Source organism: Pseudomonas sp. TCU-HL1 (assembly GCF_001708505.1).
GTDB lineage: Bacteria > Pseudomonadota > Gammaproteobacteria > Pseudomonadales > Pseudomonadaceae > Metapseudomonas.
On sequence record NZ_CP015992.1, the window covers coordinates 2,052,276 to 2,071,809 of the forward strand.

Consider the following 19,534-nt stretch of genomic DNA (forward strand, 5'->3'; position numbering starts at 1 on the left):
TTTGGACGCACGGGGGCCGGCAGCGTTTCCAGCAGGACGGCTTCGGTGTCCTGCTGCGTTGTCTTCGGTCGATCGGTGGCTGTTGTCATTGTTCTTCACCGTTTGTCGTACTGCGGAATCGGCCTGGCGTCAGCGGCCAGACCGATTCGCGCGGGTCATGCCGGTTCGGTCTCCGCCTGGGCGGCGGCTGTGGCCGGCTGCTGCAGTTTCTTCATTTGCTCGACGCCCCAGAGCACGCGCTCGGGGGTGGCCGGTGCGTCGATGGCTGGCTGCGCACGGTAATCCGCCAGGCTGGCCACGGCGTCCTTGATGGCACACCAGACTGCGATGCCGAGCATGAAGGGCGGCTCGCCCACGGCCTTGGAGTGGAACACCGTCTGCTCGGGATTCTTGCGGTTCTCTACCAGCTTCACCCGCAGGTCGATCGGCATGTCGGCGATGGCCGGGATCTTGTAGCTCGCCGGGCCGCTGGTCATTAGCTTGCCCTTGGCGTTCCACACCAGCTCTTCCATGGTCAGCCAGCCCATGCCCTGGACGAAGGCACCTTCGACCTGGCCGATGTCGATGGCCGGGTTCAGCGAGGCACCCACGTCATGCAGGATGTCGGTGCGCAGCATCTTGTACTCGCCGGTCAGGGTGTCGACGATGACTTCGGCGCAGGCCACACCGTAGGCGAAGTAGTAGAAGGGGCGGCCGCAGGCCTTGTCGCGGTCGTAGAAGATCTTCGGCGTGCGGTAGAAGCCGGTGCTGGAGAGCGAAATCTGGTTGAAGTAGGCCAGCTGGATCATTTCCTCGAAGGAGAGGTAATGATCACGCACGCGCACCTGCTCGTTCTTGAACTCCACATCCTCGGCCGTCACCTTGAAGTGGTTGGCGAGGAAGTCCACCAGGCGACCCTTGATGGTTTCGGCCGCGTTCTGGGCAGCCTTGCCGTTCAGGTCGGTACCGCTGGATGCCGCTGTCGGCGAGGTGTTGGGCACCTTGTCGGTATTGGTGGCGGTGATCTGGATGCGGCCGATGTCCACTTGGAACACTTCCGCGACCACCTGGGCGACCTTGGTGTTCAGGCCCTGGCCCATCTCGGTGCCGCCGTGGTTCAGGTGGATGCTGCCGTCGGTGTAGATGTGCACCAGCGCACCGGCCTGGTTGAGGAAGGTGGCGGTGAAGCTGATACCGAATTTCACCGGGGTCATTGCCAGGCCTTTCTTCAGTACCGGGCTCCTGGCGTTGAAGGCGCGGATTTCCTCGCGGCGCTTGGCGTACTCGCTGCTGGTCTCCAGTTCCTCGGTCATCTCGGCGAGCATGTTGTGCTCGACGGTCTGGTAGTAGTGGGTGACGTTGCGCTCATCCTTGCCGTAGTAGTTCAGCTTGCGCACGTCCAGCGGGTCTTTGCCGAGGTGGCGCGCGATGGCGTCCATGATCTCCTCGATCGCGACCATCCCCTGGGGGCCGCCGAAACCGCGGTAGGCAGTGTTCGAGGCGGTGTTGGTCTTGCAGCGGTGACCGTTGATGGTGGCGTTTTCGAGGAAGTAGGCATTGTCCGAGTGGAACATTGCGCGGTCGACGATGGAACCGGACAGGTCAGGCGAGTAACCGCAGTTGCCCGCCAGTTCCAACTCAATGCCCTTGAGCAGGCCGTCGTCGTCGAAGCCCACGTCGTACTCGACGTAGAAGGGGTGACGCTTGCCGGTGATGCTCATGTCTTCCATGCGCGGCAGGCGCATCTTGGTCGGACGACCGGTGTGGTGCGCGATCACTGCACAGAGGCATGCCGGACCGGCGGCCTGGGTTTCCTTGCCGCCGAAGCCTCCACCCATGCGGCGCATGTCGATGACGATCTTGTGCATCGATACGCCGAGCACCTCGGCCACCAATTTCTGCACCTCGGTGGCGTTCTGCGTCGAGGTGTAGACGATCATGCCGCCGTCTTCGGTGGGCATGACCGAGGAAATCTGCGTTTCCAGGTAGAAGTGTTCCTGGCCGCCGATGTGCAGGGTGCCTTGCAGGCGGTTCTTCGAGGCGGCCAGCGCGCTGCTGGAATCGCCGCGCTTGTGCTGGTGGCTATCCAGCACGAAATGTTTCTTGCGCAGGGCGTCGACCACATCCAGCACGGGCTCCAGGTCCTCGTACTCGACGATCGCGGCCATGGCTGCCTTGCGCGCGGTTTCCAGGCTGTCAGCGCCTACCGCCAGTACCACCTGGCCGACGTATTCGACCTTGCCATCCGCCAGCAGCGGGTCGCCGGCAACCACCGGGCCGATGTCCAGCTGGCCAGGCACGTCCTTGGCGGTGATGGCGATGGCCACGCCCGGGAACTGGTAGCAGGGCGTGGTATCGATGCGGGTGATGCGCGCATGGGCGCGGTCGCTCATGCGGGCATAGACGTGCAGCTGGTTGGGGAACTCCAGGCGGTCGTCGACGTACACGGCTTCGCCCGACACATGCTTGGGCGCGCTTTCATGCTTGACGCTCTTGCCAACGCCGGTGGTGATGTCGGCGCGGAACAGTTCCGCCAGTTCTTCCTGGGTCTTGTGGTGGTGTTTGTTAGACATACGCGGTTACCCGGGTTTCGACTTCTGGGGATTGCAGCTCGAGGAAGAACTTGCGCAGCAGGTTCTGGGCGGTCAGCAGGCGGTATTCCTTGCTGGCGCGGAAGTCCGAGAGCGGAGTGAAGTCCTTGGCGAGCGCCTCGCAGGCACGTTCGACGGTGCCCGGGTACCAGGCGGCGCCGATCAGGGCCTGTTCGCAGGAGGTGGCGCGCTTGGGAATGCCGGCCATGCCGCCGAAGGCGACACGGGCCTTGCGCACCACACCATTTTCGATCACCAGGTTGAAGGCGGCGCAGACGGCGGAAATGTCATCGTCCAGACGCTTGGACACCTTGTAGGCGCGGAAGACCTGATTCTTGCGAACGCGTGGCACGCGCACCTTCTCGATGAACTCGGAGTCCTGGCGAGCGGTGACCTTGTAATCGAGGAAGTACTCGTCCAGCGGCAGGGTGCGGGTCTGGTTGCCCTTGCGCAGGACGATTTCGGCGCCGAGTGCGATCAGCAGCGGCGGGGCGTCGCCGATGGGCGAAGCGTTACCGATGTTGCCGCCCAGGGTGCCTTGGTTACGGATCTGCAGGGAGGCGAAGCGGTGCAGCAACTCGCCGAAGTCCGGGTACTCGCGAGCCAGTGTCTCGTAGCAGTCGGACAGGGTGGTGGCGGCGCCAATCTCGATGAAGTCGCCATTCTCCTCGATGCGCTTCATGGCGTCGATGTGGCCGACATAGATCATGACCGGCAGCTCGCGGTGGAACTGGGTGACTTCCAGGGCCAGATCGGTGCCGCCGGCCAGCAGGCGGGCCTGCGGGTTGGACATATAGAAGTCAGCCAGATCGGCCACGGTCAGCGGCACCAGGCAACGCTTGTCGCCGCTGTTCAGTTCGGCGGTCTCAAGCGGGGCGATGGCTTTCAGCTGGGCGACGGTCTGGGCTTCGGCGGCGTCGAACTGGTCCGGCTGCTTCTGGCAGCACGCCTGCTCGGCGGCGTCGATGATCGGGCGGTAGCCGGTACAGCGGCACAGGTTGCCCGCCAGGGCTTCCATGGTCTGGGCCTTGTCATAGCCGTTGCTGTTCTTCTGCAGGGCGAACAGCGACATGACGAAACCGGGGGTGCAGAAACCGCACTGGGAGCCGTGGCAATCCACCATGGCCTGTTGCACGGAATGCAGTTGGCCCTGGTGCTTGAGGTCTTCGACGGTGATCAGTTGCTTGCCGTGGAGCGAGGAGACGAAGGTCAGACAGGAGTTGAGGGTGCGGTAGCGGATGCGGTCGCCCTCCAACTCGCCGACGACCACGGTGCAGGCACCGCAATCGCCCGAGGCGCAGCCTTCTTTGGTACCGGGTTTGCCGACATGCTCACGCAGGTAGTTGAGCACCGTGACATTGGGATCGAGGGCATGCTCAGTGCGCAGCTCCCGATTGAGTAAAAACTGGATCAAGGGCGACCTCCAGGCACTTTATTGTTTTTACGAGGGCTCGTATGGGGCAAATTTAGAGGCCTCTGACTTTTGGGTCAATAAATATTTGACTCGAAAGTCAGGAAATCTTCATCTCTTTCAGTTATTAGCCGTCCGCGCCCGCTCTGTCTCAAGGTTAAAGCGCAATTCGTGCCACCTGTCATAAGTGTAGGAAGTGGGCGCACGCGGTGCGTCTCCCTGAAGGGGCGATTTCAATCGCGAAGCAGGCCGAAGGCCTGCCTTTCCCAATCCGAGCGGGTTCCATTCGCGAATGAATTCGCCCCACAAGAGCTGCAACAGGCCTTGTGATAGACTTTGCCGCCTGCCCATGTCCTGCGGCAGAGTCGGAAATTTCCCCCCCTATCACGCTTGCGTCCACTGCCTGTACCCGTAGTACTGTCAGCGCCGGAGCTTTTGCGTGGGAAAGCTCCGGCACAGCGCACAATGTTCCCCAGTTCGAAGGAAAACCATGACGTTCAAGGCACCGGACAGCCTCTCCGAGCAGATTGCCCATCACTTGGCCGAGCGCATCATTCGCGGCGAGTTGAAGGAGCGAGAGCGCATCCAGGAACAGAAAGTCACCCAGGCCATGAATGTCAGCCGGGGATCGGTGCGCGAAGCGCTGCTGATCCTTGAGCGTCGGCACCTGATCAACATCCTGCCGCGCCGTGGCGCCCAGGTGTCCGAGTTGACCACCCAACATGTCCGCAGCCTTTACACGCTGGTGATGGAACTCTACATCCTGCTGGGCTACGCCGTGGCCGAGCACTGGCGCACGGAGGAAGACCTCGCACCGTTTCGCGCCATCCAGCAGCGCCTGGTCGAGGCGCGCGAGCGGGAAGACATCCTTGCCTTCGTCGACTCCAGCTTCGCGATCATGCAGGCGGCCTATCCCTTCGCTGATAACCCTTACCTGCAGCAGACCCTGGACAACCTGCAGCCGGCCATTGCCCGCACCTACTACATTGCCCTGGAGCGCCGCCGTGGCCAGATGGGCCAGTTCGGTGCGGTGTTCGACGACCTGTTGCTGGCGGTGATTGCCCGCGATCAAGAGAGGGTCCGCGAGGTACTGCTGGGCTATGGCAAGCAGAACTGCGAGCTGGTGCTCGCAGCCCTGTCCGAGCGTTGAGCGGAGTGCGCCCATGCGGCTGAAGTGCATCAAGCTGGCCGGGTTCAAATCCTTCGTTGACCCGACCACTGTCAGCTTTCCCAGCAACATGGCGGCCGTAGTCGGCCCCAATGGCTGCGGAAAGTCGAACATTATCGACGCCGTTCGCTGGGTAATGGGTGAAAGTTCGGCAAAGAACCTTCGCGGCGAGTCGATGACCGATGTCATCTTCAACGGCTCCAACACCCGCAAGCCGGTCGCCCAGGCCAGCATCGAACTCATCTTCGATAACTCGGACAACTCCTTGGTCGGCGAGTACGCCGCCTTCGCCGAGATTTCCATCCGCCGCCGCGTCAGCCGCGACGGCCAGAACACCTATTTCCTCAACGGCACCAAGTGCCGTCGTCGCGACATTACCGACATCTTCCTCGGCACCGGCCTGGGGCCACGCAGTTATTCGATCATCGAGCAGGGGATGATCTCTAAGCTGATCGAGGCCAAACCGGAGGATCTGCGCAACTTCATCGAAGAGGCCGCCGGTATCTCCAAGTACAAGGAGCGCCGCCGAGAGACCGAGAGCCGCATCCGCCGCACCCAGGAAAACCTGGCGCGCCTGACCGACCTGCGTGAAGAACTGGAACGCCAGCTGGAGCGTCTGCACCGCCAGGCCCAGTCCGCGGAGAAGTACCAGGAGTTCAAGGCCGAGGAGCGACAGCTCAAGGCCCAGCTCGCTGCGCTGAAGTGGCGGGCGCTGAACGACCAGGTCGGCCAGCGCGAGGCGGTGATCGGCAACCAGGAAGTCAGCTTCGAAGCCTTGGTGGCCGAGCAACGCAACGCAGACGCCAGCATCGAGCGCCTGCGCGATGGGCATCACGAGCTGTCCGAGCGCTTTAACCAGGTGCAGGGTCGTTTTTATTCCGTAGGGGGCGACATCGCCCGCGTGGAGCAGAGCATCCAGCACGGGCAGCAGCGCTTGCGCCAATTGCAGGATGACCTGCGTGAAGCTGAGCGCGCCCGTCAGGAAACCGAGTCTCACCTGGGCCACGACCGGACGTTGCTCGCCACCCTGGGCGAGGAACTGGACATGCTCGGCCCGGAGCAGGAGATGAGCGCTGCCGCCGCCGAAGAGGCAGCCGCCCAGCTGGAAGAAGCTGAAACCGGCATGCATGCCTGGCAGGAACAGTGGGACGGCTTCAACCAGCGCAGCGCCGAGCCGCGCCGCCAGGCCGAGGTGCAGCAGGCGCGTATCCAGCAGCTGGATCACAGCCTGGAGCGCCTGGTCGAGCGTGAGCGTCGCCTGAATGACGAGAGCGCCCAACTGGCCGCCGACCCGGAGGACGCGGCGGTGCTGGAGCTGAGCGAAGCGCTCGCGGTGGGCGAACTGCGCCTGGAAGAACTCCAGGCCTCCGAACAGGGCCTGGCAGAGCGCCTGGACAGCGTGCGGGACGAGCTGCAGCAGGCAGCCGCAGTCCAGCAGCAGGCCCAGGGCGAGTTGCAGCGCCTGAATGGTCGCATCGCTTCCCTTGAGGCCCTGCAGCAAGCCGCACTCGACCCTGGCAAGGGGGCTGCGCAATGGCTGCGTGAACAGCAACTGGCCGAACGTCCGCGACTGGCCGAGGGGCTGCGGGTGGAGCAGGGCTGGGAGCTGGCGGTGGAAACCGTCCTCGGCGCTGATCTGCAAGCCGTGCTGCTGGACGATTTCAATGGCCTTGACCTTTCCGCTTTCAACCAGGGCGAGTTGCGCCTGGCCAGCGCCGGCAAGGGCGGCGCGCGGGTACCCGGCAGCCTGCTGGACAAGGTTGAGGCCCCGATGGATCTGGCGCCTTGGCTGGCCAAGGTCCAGCCGGTGGAGTCCCTGGAACAGGCGCTGGCCCGTCACGCCAATCTGGCTGAGGGCGAGAGCCTGATCAGCCGCGACGGCTACTGGGTGGGGCGCAATTTCCTGCGCGTACGTCGTGCCAGTGAAGCTGAAAGTGGCCTGCTGGCCAGAGGCCAGGAACTGGAGCGTCTACACGCCGAGCGCGAGGAGCGCGAGGCCGCCCTGGAGCAGCTGGACGAGCGCCTGCAGCACCTGCGTGACAGCCAGCGCCAGCAGGAAGAAGCGCGCGAGCAGCAGCGCCGCCAACTGCAGGAAGAAGCCCGCAGCCTGGGCGAGTTGAAAGCCCGACTGTCTGCCCAGCAAGCCAAGGTCGAGCAGCTCACCCTGCGGCGCAAGCGCCTGGACGAAGAGCGCGGCGAGCTGGAAGAACAGCGCTCCCTTGAGCATGAACAATTGGGCGAAGCGCGCCTTACCCTGCAGGATGCGCTGGATGCCATGGCCACCGACACCGAACTGCGCGAGAAACTGCTGGCCGAGCGTGACAGCCTGCGTGAGTGTCTCGACCGCATTCGTCAGGAGGCCCGCCAGCACAAGGACCATGCCCACCAGTTGGCCGTGCGCGTCGGTGCGCTGCGCGCACAACACGACTCCACCCGCCAGGCCCTGGAACGCCTGGCGCTGCAGTTCGAGCGCTTGAACGAGCGTCGCGAACAGCTCAGCCTGAACCTGGAGGAGGGCGCCGCGCCGCTGGAAGAGCTGCGCCTGAAGCTGGAGGAACTGCTGGAAAAGCGCCTGGGCGTGGAGGAAGAGTTGAAGTTGGCGCGGCTGGCCCTGGAAGATGCCGACCGCGAACTGCGCGACGCCGAGAAGCGCCGTACCCAGGCCGAACAGCAGGCGCAACTGCTGCGTGGCCAGTTGGAGCAGCAGCGCCTGGAATGGCAAGCCCTGACGGTTCGCCGCAAGACCCTGCAGGAACAGCTCTACGAAGATGGCTACGACCTGCACGGGGTGCTCGCCACTCTGCCGGGCGAGGCCAGCGAAGGCGCCTGGGAAGAGGAGCTCGAACGGCTTGCGGCGCGAATCCAGCGTCTTGGGCCGATCAACCTCGCGGCCATCGACGAGTACCAGCAGCAGTCCGAGCGCAAGCGCTACCTGGACGCGCAGAACGACGATCTGGTGGAAGCCCTGGACACGCTGGAAAACGTCATCCGCAAGATCGACAAGGAAACCCGCAACCGCTTCAAGGAAACCTTCGATCAGATCAACGCGGGCCTGCAGGCGCTGTTCCCCAAGGTATTCGGTGGCGGTCATGCCTACCTTGAGCTCACCGGCGAAGACCTGCTGGATACCGGAGTCGCAATCATGGCGCGGCCGCCGGGCAAGAAGAACAGCACGATTCACCTGCTGTCCGGCGGGGAAAAGGCGCTCACGGCCCTGGCCCTGGTGTTCGCCATTTTCCAGCTCAACCCGGCACCGTTCTGCATGCTGGACGAAGTGGATGCGCCCCTGGACGACGCGAACGTCGGCCGTTATGCGCGACTGGTGAAGGAAATGTCCGAGAAAGTGCAATTCATCTATATCACCCACAACAAGATCGCCATGGAAATGGCGGACCAGTTGATGGGCGTGACCATGCACGAGCCCGGTTGTTCGCGCCTGGTGGCGGTGGATGTGGAGGAGGCGATGTCGATGGTCGAGGCCTAGCCTTGAAGCCGCGGGCGAACTCCGGAACGACAAGGCAATCAAATTCGCATCGCCTTGGGAGTAAGCCACTATCAGAGGTTTCTCTGCTGGGCTGGTCGTGCTAGCTTTATGCCCAAATTTGTTGCACGTGGAAAACGCCATTCAGAACATGGAGTTGGGCGCCACGTTTCAGGGGACGGGATGTCCTTTCTTCACCTTTGTTTGTACTTTTTCACTAGGGGACACAGGACTACATGGATATCGGTCTGCGCGAGTGGCTGATCGTCATTGGCATCATCGTAATCGCCGGCATTCTGTTCGATGGCTGGCGCCGCATGAGTGGCGGCAAGGGGAAGCTCAAGTTCAGGCTGGATCGCAACTTCTCCAACGTTCAGGACGACGATGAAGATCCGAATCTGCTCGGCCCGTCCCGGGTCAAGGAGCACGGTCACCAGGAGCCATCCCTGGACGAGGCCGATCTGCCATCGCTGAGCGCTCGCGAGCCGAGCAAGCGCCGCGGTGAGCCGCATCAGGGAGACCTCAATCTCGACGAGCCGGTACCGACCCTGCTGAACCCGGTCGACGAAGGCAAGAAGAACGGCAAGGCCCATCCTCAGGTGCAAACCCAGCAGGAAGCGCCGGTCGAGGAAGTGCTGGTCATCAATGTCGTCGCCCGCGACGAAGCCGGCTTCAAGGGCCCGGCGTTGCTGCAGAACATTCTGGAAAGTGGTCTGCGCTTCGGTGCCATGGATATCTTCCATCGCCACGAAAGCATGGCTGGCAATGGCGAAGTGCTGTTCTCCATGGCCAACGGCGTGAAGCCGGGCACCTTCGACCTGGACGACATCGACCACTTCAGCACCCGTGCCGTGAGCTTCTTCCTCGGCCTGCCGGGTCCGCGCCATCCGAAGCAGGCCTTCGATGTGATGGTCGCTGCTGCCCGCAAGCTGTCCCAGGAGCTGAATGGCGAACTGAAAGACGACCAGCGCAGTGTAATGACCGCGCAAACCATCGAGCATTACCGCCAGCGCATCGTCGAATTCGAGCGCAAGCACCTGACTCACAAGCGCTGAGCCGGCGCGCAGTCAACGAAAGAGCAGCCCCGGCTGCTCTTTTTGTTTCAACAGAATGAGCCTGAACCATGACCGATGCCCAAACCGCCGCCGTACGCATCCTTGAGCTGCGCGCCGAGCTGGATGCGCACAACTACCGCTACTACGTGCTCGACGAGCCCAGCGTGCCGGACGCCGAGTACGACCGTCTGTTTCGCGAGCTGCAGGCCCTGGAGGCCCAGCATCCCGAGCTGGTGACCCCGGAATCGCCGACCCAGCGGGTCAGTGGCGCGGCCCTGTCGGCCTTCGGCGAGGTGCGCCACGAGGTGCCCATGCTCAGCCTGGGCAACGCATTCGAAGAAGACGATCTGCGTGCCTTCGACCGCAGTGTGCAGAGCGGGCTTGGCCTGCAGGCCGGCGACCTGTTTGGTGGTGGCGCAGAGGTGGAGTACAGCTGTGAGCCCAAGCTCGATGGCCTGGCGGTCAGCCTGCTTTACCGCAATGGCCAGCTCGTACGTGGTGCCACGCGTGGTGATGGCACCACCGGCGAGGACATTAGCAGCAACGTGCGCACCATCCGCAATGTCCCGCTCAAGCTGCAAGGGGAGGGCTGGCCGGAGTTGCTGGAGGTGCGGGGTGAGGTCTACATGCCCAGGGCCGGTTTCGAGGAACTCAATGCGCGCCAGGCCGAAAGTGGCGGCAAGACCTTCGCCAACCCGCGTAACGCGGCCGCCGGCAGCCTGCGTCAGCTGGACCCGAAGATTACCGCCAGCCGCCCACTGGAGTTCTGCTGCTATGGCGTTGGCCAGGTCAGCGGTGAATTGCCGGCGACCCAGGTGGGCATGCTCGAGCAGCTCAAGGCCTGGGGCGTCCCCATCAGCCGGGAGTTGAAACTGGCCCGTGGCGCCCAGGCCTGCCTGGATTACTACCGTGACATCGGCGAGCGGCGCATGAGCCTGGCGTATGACATCGACGGCGTGGTGTTCAAGGTCAACAACATCGAGGACCAGCAGCAACTGGGCTTTCGCGCGCGCACCCCGCACTGGGCGATCGCACACAAATTCCCGGCCCAAGAAGAACTCACCGAGCTGCTGGACGTGGAATTCCAGGTCGGCCGTACCGGTGCCGTCACCCCCGTCGCGCGGCTCAAGCCTGTGCAGGTGGCGGGCGTCACCGTGTCCAATGCCACCTTGCACAACATGGACGAAGTCGAGCGCCTGGGGCTGATGATTGGCGACACCGTGATCATCCGTCGTGCCGGTGACGTGATTCCTCAGGTGATGCAGGTGGTGGTCGAGCGCCGTCCGGCTGATGCACGGCCGGTGCACATCCCGGAACAGTGCCCGGTCTGCGGTTCGGCGGTGGAACGCACCCAGCTGATCAAGCGCGGCAAGGGCAAGGAAACCATCAGTGAAGGCTCGGTGTATCGCTGCGTTGGCCGCCTGGCCTGCGCCGCTCAGTTGAAGCAGGCGATCATCCACTTCGCCTCGCGGCGCGCCCTGGATATCGAGGGTCTGGGCGACAAGATCGTCGAACAACTGGTGGATACCGGCCTGGTCGCCTCGCCCGCCGATCTTTACACCCTCCAATACGACCAGGTGGTGGCGCTGGAAGGTTTTGCCGACCTGTCTACCCGCAACTTGCTGGGGGCCATTGCCGATAGCCGCAAACCGACGCTGGCGCGCTTCATCTACGCCCTGGGCATTCCTGACGTGGGTGAGGAAACCGCCAAGCTGCTGGCTCGCGCGCTGGGTTCCCTGGAGCGCATTCAGCGGGCACTGCCTGACGTGCTCACCTACCTGCCCGACGTGGGACTGGAAGTGGCCCACGAAATCCACGCGTTCTTCGCCGATGCGCATAACGAGAAGGTGATTGGCGACCTGCTGGAGCGCGGCATCGAGTTGCAGGAGGAGGGCGGCCTGAGCCCGGAATTTGCCGCGTGCGCAACCTTCGCCGACTTCATCGACAAGCTCAATATCTCCGGTATTGCGGCCACGGGTGCGAAGAACCTGGCGGAAAAGGCCGGCAACCTGGATGGCCTGATTGCCCTCAGCCGCGACTGGCTCGATCTGAGCGTGATGAAGGGCCTGAACGAAAAGGCCAAGCAGGCCCTGCGCGAATTCTTCGTAGTGGAGGAGAGCGTTCGCCGTGCCCAGGCCATCGAAGTCCAGCTGCGCGATTTCGGCATGCACTGGGAAAGTGAGAAGAAGGTCGTGGACGGTCTACCGCTGGCAGGCCAGACCTGGGTGCTGACCGGCACGCTGGAAGTCATGAGCCGGGATGTCGCCAAGGAGAAGCTGGAGACGCTGGGGGCCAAGGTGGCAGGCTCGGTATCGGCGCGTACCCACTGCGTGGTGGCCGGGCCGGGCGCCGGTTCCAAGCTGGCCAAGGCCAATGAGCTGGGTGTACGGGTTCTGGACGAGGAGCAGTTTCTCGCGGAACTGGCGCGGCTGGGCTGATGCTCAGGCCCCAATGCCCAGAATTTCCTCGTCGATCACGGCGGCGGGCGCTTCCGCCGCTTCGATTGGGCGCAGGCTCTGCCGATACTCGCTGGGCGTGCAGCCCGCTAGTTGCTTGAATGCGCGAGCAAAGTAAGACGGGTCCTTGAATCCGGCCTCATAGCCGATGCTGGTTACCGGCATCTGGCTGTTCTCCAGCAGGTGCTTGGCGAAATCCATGCGCTTGCCGAGGATGTATTCCATGAAGCCGATGCCGTTGACCTCCTTGAAGAGGCGGCTGAAGCGGAAAGGGGTCATGCCGCACTGCTGGGCCAGCTCCTTCTGATCGACGCTGTCGCGAAAATGCTGCTCGATGTAGGGCATCACCTTGCTCAACGCCTTGTGCTTCTGGTGGCCAGAGGTCAGGCGAATGCTCTCAGGCAGGGGCGGGTTGCGTTCCAGCAATGGCTTGCGCCCGAGGCTGGTGACGGCTCGGCGCACTTCGCTGAGCTGCTGCAGGCTGTCGAGGAAACGGTTCTGCTCGTCAACGCCCAGCGGTAGCACTACGAACTCCCAGACCCTGGCGCGCATCGCCCAGATAGCCAGTTCCTCGGAGTGCTGGACGGTGAACATGGCGATGGGGGTGGACGGGTAGGTCCGCTTCAACTCCAGCAGCAGGTTGAGGCCGTTGACATCCGGGCAGTTGAAGTGGACGCAGATCATGTCGACCTGGCGTAGCTGCTCCTTTCCCGGCGTCTTGCGGCCTTCCGCCAATCGGCATTCGCAACAGCCCTCGAACTGCTGCATGAGCGCTGGCGTCGACCTGCTACGAGTCAGGTCGAGCCAGAGCAGCACGGGTTCTACGGCGGAGTTCGACTGCATTATCTAAACCTGCGCCCAGTTATTGTGGTTCCCCGAGGTGCAGTATTGTCACTGTGCCATTAGGCTAAAGAACCAATCCCTATAAGCAGGCGCTGCCTCCTGTGACACCGTTCTACCCAAAAGTGGGTGCCCCATTTTTCGCGGCTTTCGCGCCCGCTGCACCGTTCGTCACCCGACCAGTCACCTGCCTGAAGGCCCCGTCACGTCTGGGCCAGAGCCACTCTGGCCTGGCGCCCTGATAGCCCACCCTCTTCCAGCAAGAAAGTCCTAGCGATCCGCAAAAAACTCCTAACTCCCCACTTTTGGGGGTGACTAGGGTGGATTCAGGCGGGGCGAGAAGTGCCGCCGGACACTGCAGATACAACTGAGTGAGGTGGGCGAAATGACTTTTGAAGCAATCAAGACTTCGGTGATGAAGTTCGTGAAGGATGAGGATGGGCTGACCATTGTGGAATACGCGGTTGCCGGCGGCATTATTACCATTGGGGTTGTGACTGCTTTCACCTTGCTGGGCGGCGAGGTGGATACCAACATCCGGGCGCTCTGTGGTGCGGTCAAGTCCCGGGCTGGCAGCGCTGCAGCACCCTGCTAGTACAAAAGCTTCCAGTGTGAGACGCCGCTATGCCCGCGGAATACATCCTGATCCCTGCCGTGCTTCTTGGGCTGCTGGGTATCGCGGTGGTGAGCGACCTGCTTCACCACCGCATTCCCAACCTGTTGGTACTGACAGGTATCGCGCTAGGGCTTGGACTCCAGGTGTATTCCGTTGGGTATAGCGGCATCAATATCGGACTGATGGGCATGTTGATTGGTTTCGCCATCTTCCTGCCGCTCTACGCATTGGGTGGGATGGCTGCGGGCGACGTGAAGCTGATGGCCATGGTCGGCTGTTTCTTTACCTATCAGGACGCCATGTGGATGGCCTTCTACAGCTTGATTGCCGGCAGTGTCTGCGGATTCCTGATCGTCCTCTGCCGTGGGCAGGTGCTGCGCACCCTGACGCGTTACGGGCTGATGCTGAGGACATGGGTGTACCTGGCGCCGACCCAGGGTGAAGCTGCAGGCAAGCCATTCCCATATTCGGTTGCCATTCTGCTGGGAACCTTGATCGGCATCTTCTGGCAACCACTCGGGCATTAGCTCAGGAGGCGAATCATGTTTGCCGTCAGCGACAGCGAAGCCTACCCCAGCGAACGCGAGGCCGTACAGCGACTTGCGCCGCAGCCGCGCACCATTCGCGAGACCGGCCTGGCGGACAGCTTCCTCGGTGATCTGGTCTGCAAGCACCTGCATGATGCTGGTGTGTTGGACCTGCCGCGTCTGGTGGAGCGCCTGGCGCTGACAGGGGCGGTGCTGGAGGAGGTCCTCGCTTTCCTGCGCAAGGACGGACGTGTCGAAGTGCTGGGCCAGGCCGGTGGCCAGGCCCTGCGCTACGGCCTGACCGAACGCGGCCGCAGTGCCGCCCGTGATGCCCTGGCGCGCAGCGGTTATATCGGCGCCGCGCCTTTCCCAGTGAGCGCCTACCGCTCGTTGCTCAAGGTGCAGACCATCCACCATGGCCGCATCACCGCGCGGGATATGCGCAATGCCTTTCATAGCGTGGTTCTGGCCGACGAGATGCTGGACCAGCTCGGCGTGGCGATGAACTCCGGCCGCGCCATCATGATCTACGGGCCGGCGGGTACCGGTAAGACCTATATCAGCAGTCGCCTGATCCGGTTGTTCGCCGAGGCCATCTGGGTGCCCTATGCCATCGCCATCAACGAGGCAGTGATCGAGATTTACGATCCCCAGGTGCACCAACGCTTGGAGGACGGTACACAGCCAAACAAGCTGCTGCTGGATGAAGGCATCGATCGCCGCCTGCTGTGCTGCAAGCGCCCTATCGTGATCACCGGTGGCGAGCTGAGCATGGAGCAGCTGGATATCCGCTACGACCCCTTCACCCGGCTGTACAGGGCGCCCTTGCAACTGAAGGCCAGCAACGGCCTGTTCATAATCGACGACATGGGTCGTCAGCGCATGGCACCGGCTGAATTGCTGAACCGCTGGATCGTGCCCATGGAAGAGAAACGCGATTTTCTCAACCTGGGCGGTGGGCGCCATTGCGAGCTGCCTTTCGACCTGATTCTGGTGTTCTCCACCAATCTCAATCCGCTGGAGCTGGCCGACGAGGCCTTCCTCCGGCGGATTGGCTACAAGTTGCATTTCAACTACCTGCAGCCGGATGAGTACGGGTGCATCTGGCGGCAGGAAACCGAGCGGCTCGGCATTCCCTTCGACCCTATCCTGCTGCGCTACGTGCTTCAGGGGTTGTATGAGCCCCAGGGCATGCCACTGGTGCCTTGCCATCCGCGGGATCTGCTGGGCATGGCGCTGGATCATCAGCGCTATCTCGACGGCTCTGGCCCGCTGTCGCCACAGGACCTGGAATGGGCCTGGCACAACTACTTCGTCCAGCTCGATTTCCTTGGCTGAGGAGAAACCGACATGAGCGCAAGAACCCTTACCCTGGTTGCCCTGTCCCTGCTCCTGGGGCTTGGCGCCGCCTGGATGGCCAACAACTGGCTGAGCGCCAAGCTCAACGCCAGTCCGGACGACAACCTGCAGGCCGTGGTCGTGGCCACGGTGGAGATCCCCTTCGGGCAGATGGTCGAGGCCCAGCAGGTGACCCTGGTACGCATGCCCAGGGACACGGTGCCGGATGATGCCTTCGACGCCACCGAAAAGGTGGTGGGCAAGATCGCCACCTTTTCCATGCTCCGGGGGGACATCCTGCGTGAGGCAAGGCTGGCCGAGCACCTGGGCGGCAGCACCCTGGCCTCGCTGATCGAGTCCGACAAGCGTGCAGTGACGGTGCGCGTCGACGATGTGGTCGGCGTTGGTGGCTTCCTGCTGCCGGGCAACCGGGTCGATGTACTGGCCACCAAGCGTGTTGGCAACAACAGTGAAGCTGAGTCCAAGACCATTCTCGAAGACCTGCGCGTGCTGGCCGTGGACCAGACCGCCAGTACCGACAAGACTCAGCCGGTGGTGGTGCGCGCCGTGACCCTGGAGATGTCGCCCAAAGAAGCGGAAATCCTGGTCAAGGCCATGACCGAGGGCCGCCTGCAACTGGCCCTGCGCAATCCGCTGGACGACCAGAAGAAGCCCGAATCCAAGGTTGCGGCGGCGACAAAGCAGGCAGCTCCCGTACCCGCCGCCCCTAGACCAATAGTGCGCCGCAGCGATGGTGGCTACGGTGTGATCATCATCCGTGGCACAGAAGTAAAGGTGGCGAAGGCTCAACTCTAGGCCAGTACTTTCGCCTACCGGCGCAAAGACGGCGCAGTCAGTGACCAGTCACACGAGGAGAGGGTTATGCAAAACATTCGGAAAGTTGGAACCCTGGCGCTGCTCCTGCTGGCCTGGACCCTGCAGCCGGCCCCCCTGGATGCGGCGCAGCCACCGGTAATGGCCGCGCCCATGCCGACGGCCAGTACCGGCCGGATCCAGGTGCCGATCTACAAGGCACGCATCCTCACCACCCGGGCGCCGGTCAAGCGCATCTCGGTGGGCAACCCGCAGGTGGCCGACCTGCTCATGACCAGCCCGACCCAGCTCTATCTGCTGGGGCGCTCCCTGGGCAGCACCAACGTGCTGCTCTGGGACAACAGCAACCGCCTGATCGACAGCCTCGACCTGGACGTGGTGCACGACCTCGGTGGGCTCAAGGAAAAGCTGCACCAACTGATGCCCAACGAGCGCATCGAAGTGTTCAGCGCCCAGGGCTCCCTGGTGCTGCGTGGCCAGGTCAGCAGCGCATCGGCCATGGATACGGCGGTGAAGGTGGCCAAGACCTACGCTGCGCAGAGCGCCAGCGTTGTCCAGGGCGAAGGCGAGGAAGCCCAGGCAGCGCCAACTCAGTCCCTGGAGGTGATCAACCTGCTCAGCGTCGGCGGTAGCCAGCAGGTGATGCTGGAGGTGAAGGTGGCGGAGATGCAGCGCAGCCTGTTCAAGAGCCTGGACGTGCGCTTCAACGCTCTGGACTTCGGCTCCTCCAGCCGCTGGTCCACTGGTGGCTTCAACAATGGACAGGGGCTCGGCTTCGATGCTGATGGCAACATCAATCCGACCACCCTGTTCGGCAGTGGCAAGGGCTTCCTGGCCCAGTTCCTTTCGGACGAGTTCCTCTTCAACGTGGTGCTGGAGGCGGCCAAGGACAATGGTTCGGCCAAGGTGCTGGCCGAACCCACCCTCACCACCCTGAGCGGGCAGCAGGCGGAATTCATCTCCGGCGGCGAGTTCCCGGTGCCCATCACCGAGGACGACGGCATCACTATCGAGTTCAAGGAATTTGGCGTCGGGGTGAAGTTCATGCCCGTGGTGCTGGACGCCGGGCGCATCAACCTCAACCTCAATGTGTCGGTCAGCGAGCTGTCCAACGCCAACGCCCTGGCCCTGGATACCGGGCTGGAGAGCATCCTTGGTCAGGGGGTCACCCAGGTGATCCCCTCGCTGACCAAGCGCAGCGCGCAGTCCACGGTCGAGCTGGGCAATGGCCAGACCATCGCCATCGCCGGCCTGATCAGCGAGAACACCCGGGACTTCGTCAGCAAGTTCCCGGGGCTAGGCGACCTGCCGGTGCTCGGCCACCTGTTCCGCAGCCAGCAGTTCCAGAATGGCGAAACCGAGCTGGTGATCCTGGTCACTCCGCATCTGGCCAAGCCCATCGACGCCAAGACCGTGCGCCTGCCCACCGAGAAGTTCGTCGAGCCCAGTGACCTGGATTTCTACCTGCTGGGCAAGACCAAGGGACGTGAGCCCGGCAGGGCGGTCCCGGTCAGCCTCGGCGTCAGCGAAGGCCGCTTCGGCCACGATCTCAACTAGTCGGAGACCGCAAGCATGAAAGGAATGATTCCCCTGTGTCTGCTGGTTGCCGGACTTTCCGGCTGCATGACCTATGAAGAAGGCCGGGTGGGGCCTCTGGGTTACAGCGTCTACCAGACCACTTACCAGCAGATTGCCGACAAGGAGCGGGCCGCCAATCCGGGCACCGAGGTGTCGTCGGCCGGTATGGATGGCCCGTTGACGGAGAAGGCCATGGATGCTTACCGGGGGGCAACGGGCGACGCGGAAAAGGTCGGTCAGCCCATCCAGATCAATATCGGCGACTGAGAGGCCAATCATGAGCCCGCGTACCCCTGGACCATTCACCGGGATGCCCCGTCACCAGCGCGGTGCGGTAATCGTGCTGGTCGTGGTGGCGCTTCTGGCTATTCTGGCCATGGCCGCCCTGGCGCTGGACGGCGGGCACATGCTGTTGAACAAGACCCGGCTGCAGAATGCAGTGGATGCGGCGGCCCTGAGCGGGGCCAAGACCCTCCTCCAGGTCCAGGGCTCGCCGGACGCCGCCCGCCTGGCGCGGGAAGCGGCGCTGGACACCCTGGCGCGGAACGCCAGCGCCAGCGGCAATGACGAGTTGGCCCAGGCCCTGGCTGCCAATTCCGGCTTTGCCGTGGTGACGCAGTCAGCCAGCGTATACGGGCCTTTCTCCTTCGACGGCCCCGTGGGCGAGAGTCCTCGCTATGTTCGAGTGTCGGTACCGAACTATCCGCTGGCGGGTATCTTCTGGGGCGTCCTGCGGGTGATTGGTGGTACCAACCCGGCAAAGGCCGTCGAGGCAATCGCTACCGCCGGCCCGAGCCCGACCAGTCCCTGCGATCTGGCGCCGCTGATGGTCTGTGGCAATACCAGCCCTGGCCAGAACGATCCGGACAACGGCATGTTCTGGGGCTATCGCTTTGGCGACCTGGAGGTGTTGAAGACTTCGAAGAACGGCACCTCGGGAATCGGGCCCGGAAATTTTCAACTGCTGGACTTCGGTTCCGGCGGCAGCACTGTCAGGGAGCAGTTGGCGGGGGGCGGAACCCTCTGCCCGGAGATCGGCGAAAATGTGGCCACCAAGCCCGGCAATACCGTAGGCCCTTCCGTGCAGGGTTTGAACACCCGTTTCGGCGACTACCAGGGAGGCAACCTGAGTCCGGAGCAGTACCCCCCGGACCTGGTCGTCGACTACAACAAGCTAGGCAATGGCAAGCCCGCGCTGGAACCTGATCTCGACACCGATGCCGTGTCCTTCCTCGGTTCGGGTGGCGGGCAGGTATCCACGGACGCCTCCGGCAACATCAGCACGGCGGCGGGCGTCGGGCTCTTCGACTACAACGACTGGAAAACCAATACCTCGGCATGCGTCGATAACCCCTCCAGTTCCGGTTGCCGGAGCAATGGGGTTTTTGAGCGGCGCATGCTGAAGATCGTCATCGGCCACTGCACGGGCACCGATGGCGGCACGGCCTCGGTGCGCGTGCTCGGCTTCGGCTGCTTCTTCGTGCTGCAACCGATGGAGCAGCACGGCGGGCGGGCCTGGATCCTCGGCCAGTTCATCCGCGAGTGCGAGGGCGATGACCTGCCCGGGCCAGATCCCGCCGATGAAACCGGCCCGCAGATCATCCAGCTGTACAAGACCTACATCGACAACAGCCGGACACCGAGCAGCGACTCGTAGGAG

Annotated in this window: 14 protein-coding genes; 11 read left to right on the forward strand and 3 right to left on the reverse strand. The window is 63.2% G+C overall.

Annotated features, from left to right (window positions below; all coding sequences use genetic code 11):
- Positions 1 to 155: 155 nt before the first annotated feature.
- Together xdhB and xdhA are read right to left on the reverse strand one after the other, a co-directional pair.
- A complete protein-coding gene (xdhB, locus tag THL1_RS09520) occupies positions 156 to 2,552 on the reverse strand; it encodes a xanthine dehydrogenase molybdopterin binding subunit (protein WP_069083046.1) in 2,397 nt (798 codons plus the stop codon).
- Entirely contained in the window at positions 2,545 to 3,984 is a 1,440-nt protein-coding gene (gene xdhA, locus THL1_RS09525; protein ID WP_069083047.1) for a xanthine dehydrogenase small subunit, read from the reverse strand. Before xdhA ends, xdhB begins: the two co-directional genes overlap by 8 nt.
- A 487-nt stretch (positions 3,985 to 4,471) precedes the next feature.
- Here xdhA and THL1_RS09530 point away from each other — a divergent pair, with 487 nt between their 5' ends.
- From THL1_RS09530 to ligA, 4 genes are all read left to right on the forward strand, one after another.
- Entirely contained in the window at positions 4,472 to 5,131 is a 660-nt protein-coding gene (locus tag THL1_RS09530; protein WP_069083048.1) for a GntR family transcriptional regulator, read from the forward strand.
- 13 nt (positions 5,132 to 5,144) lie between these two features.
- Positions 5,145 to 8,633, forward strand: coding sequence for a chromosome segregation protein SMC (gene smc / locus THL1_RS09535; RefSeq protein ID WP_069083049.1), 3,489 nt, complete (start codon positions 5,145 to 5,147; stop codon positions 8,631 to 8,633).
- 233 nt (positions 8,634 to 8,866) lie between these two features.
- Positions 8,867 to 9,685, forward strand: a complete 819-nt coding sequence (zipA, locus tag THL1_RS09540) for a cell division protein ZipA (RefSeq protein WP_069083050.1) — start codon at positions 8,867 to 8,869, stop codon at positions 9,683 to 9,685.
- Positions 9,686 to 9,753: 68 nt separating this feature from the next.
- Entirely contained in the window at positions 9,754 to 12,123 is a 2,370-nt protein-coding gene (gene ligA, locus THL1_RS09545) for an NAD-dependent DNA ligase LigA (RefSeq protein ID WP_069083051.1), read from the forward strand.
- A 3-nt stretch (positions 12,124 to 12,126) separates the two neighbouring features.
- On the opposite strand, the gene THL1_RS09550 is transcribed toward ligA, so the two are convergent.
- Positions 12,127 to 12,984, reverse strand: coding sequence for an AraC family transcriptional regulator (locus THL1_RS09550; RefSeq protein ID WP_069083052.1), 858 nt, complete (start codon positions 12,982 to 12,984; stop codon positions 12,127 to 12,129).
- 382 nt (positions 12,985 to 13,366) lie between these two features.
- On the opposite strand from THL1_RS09550, the gene THL1_RS09555 reads away from it, so the two are divergent.
- From THL1_RS09555 to THL1_RS09585, 7 genes are all read left to right on the forward strand, one after another.
- Positions 13,367 to 13,576, forward strand: coding sequence for a Flp family type IVb pilin (locus tag THL1_RS09555; protein ID WP_069083053.1), 210 nt, complete (start codon positions 13,367 to 13,369; stop codon positions 13,574 to 13,576).
- A 29-nt stretch (positions 13,577 to 13,605) separates the two neighbouring features.
- Positions 13,606 to 14,124, forward strand: a complete 519-nt coding sequence (locus THL1_RS09560) for an A24 family peptidase (RefSeq protein WP_069083054.1) — start codon at positions 13,606 to 13,608, stop codon at positions 14,122 to 14,124.
- Positions 14,125 to 14,139: 15 nt separating this feature from the next.
- Complete coding sequence (locus THL1_RS09565) at positions 14,140 to 15,462, forward strand: AAA family ATPase (protein ID WP_069083055.1); 1,323 nt, start codon at positions 14,140 to 14,142, stop codon at positions 15,460 to 15,462.
- Positions 15,463 to 15,474: 12 nt separating this feature from the next.
- Positions 15,475 to 16,278, forward strand: a complete 804-nt coding sequence (cpaB, locus tag THL1_RS09570; RefSeq protein ID WP_069083056.1) for a Flp pilus assembly protein CpaB — start codon at positions 15,475 to 15,477, stop codon at positions 16,276 to 16,278.
- A gap of 66 nt (positions 16,279 to 16,344) precedes the next feature.
- Positions 16,345 to 17,853 carry a type II and III secretion system protein family protein gene (locus THL1_RS09575; protein ID WP_069083057.1) on the forward strand — a complete coding sequence of 503 codons (1,509 nt, stop codon included), beginning with the start codon at positions 16,345 to 16,347 and terminating at the stop codon, positions 17,851 to 17,853.
- 15 nt (positions 17,854 to 17,868) lie between these two features.
- Positions 17,869 to 18,141, forward strand: coding sequence for a hypothetical protein (locus tag THL1_RS09580; RefSeq protein ID WP_069083058.1), 273 nt, complete (start codon positions 17,869 to 17,871; stop codon positions 18,139 to 18,141).
- Between the two features lie 7 nt (positions 18,142 to 18,148).
- Positions 18,149 to 19,531 (forward strand): Tad domain-containing protein, encoded by a 1,383-nt coding sequence (locus THL1_RS09585; protein WP_414703746.1) that lies wholly within the window; start codon positions 18,149 to 18,151, stop codon positions 19,529 to 19,531.
- Positions 19,532 to 19,534 lie beyond the last annotated feature (3 nt).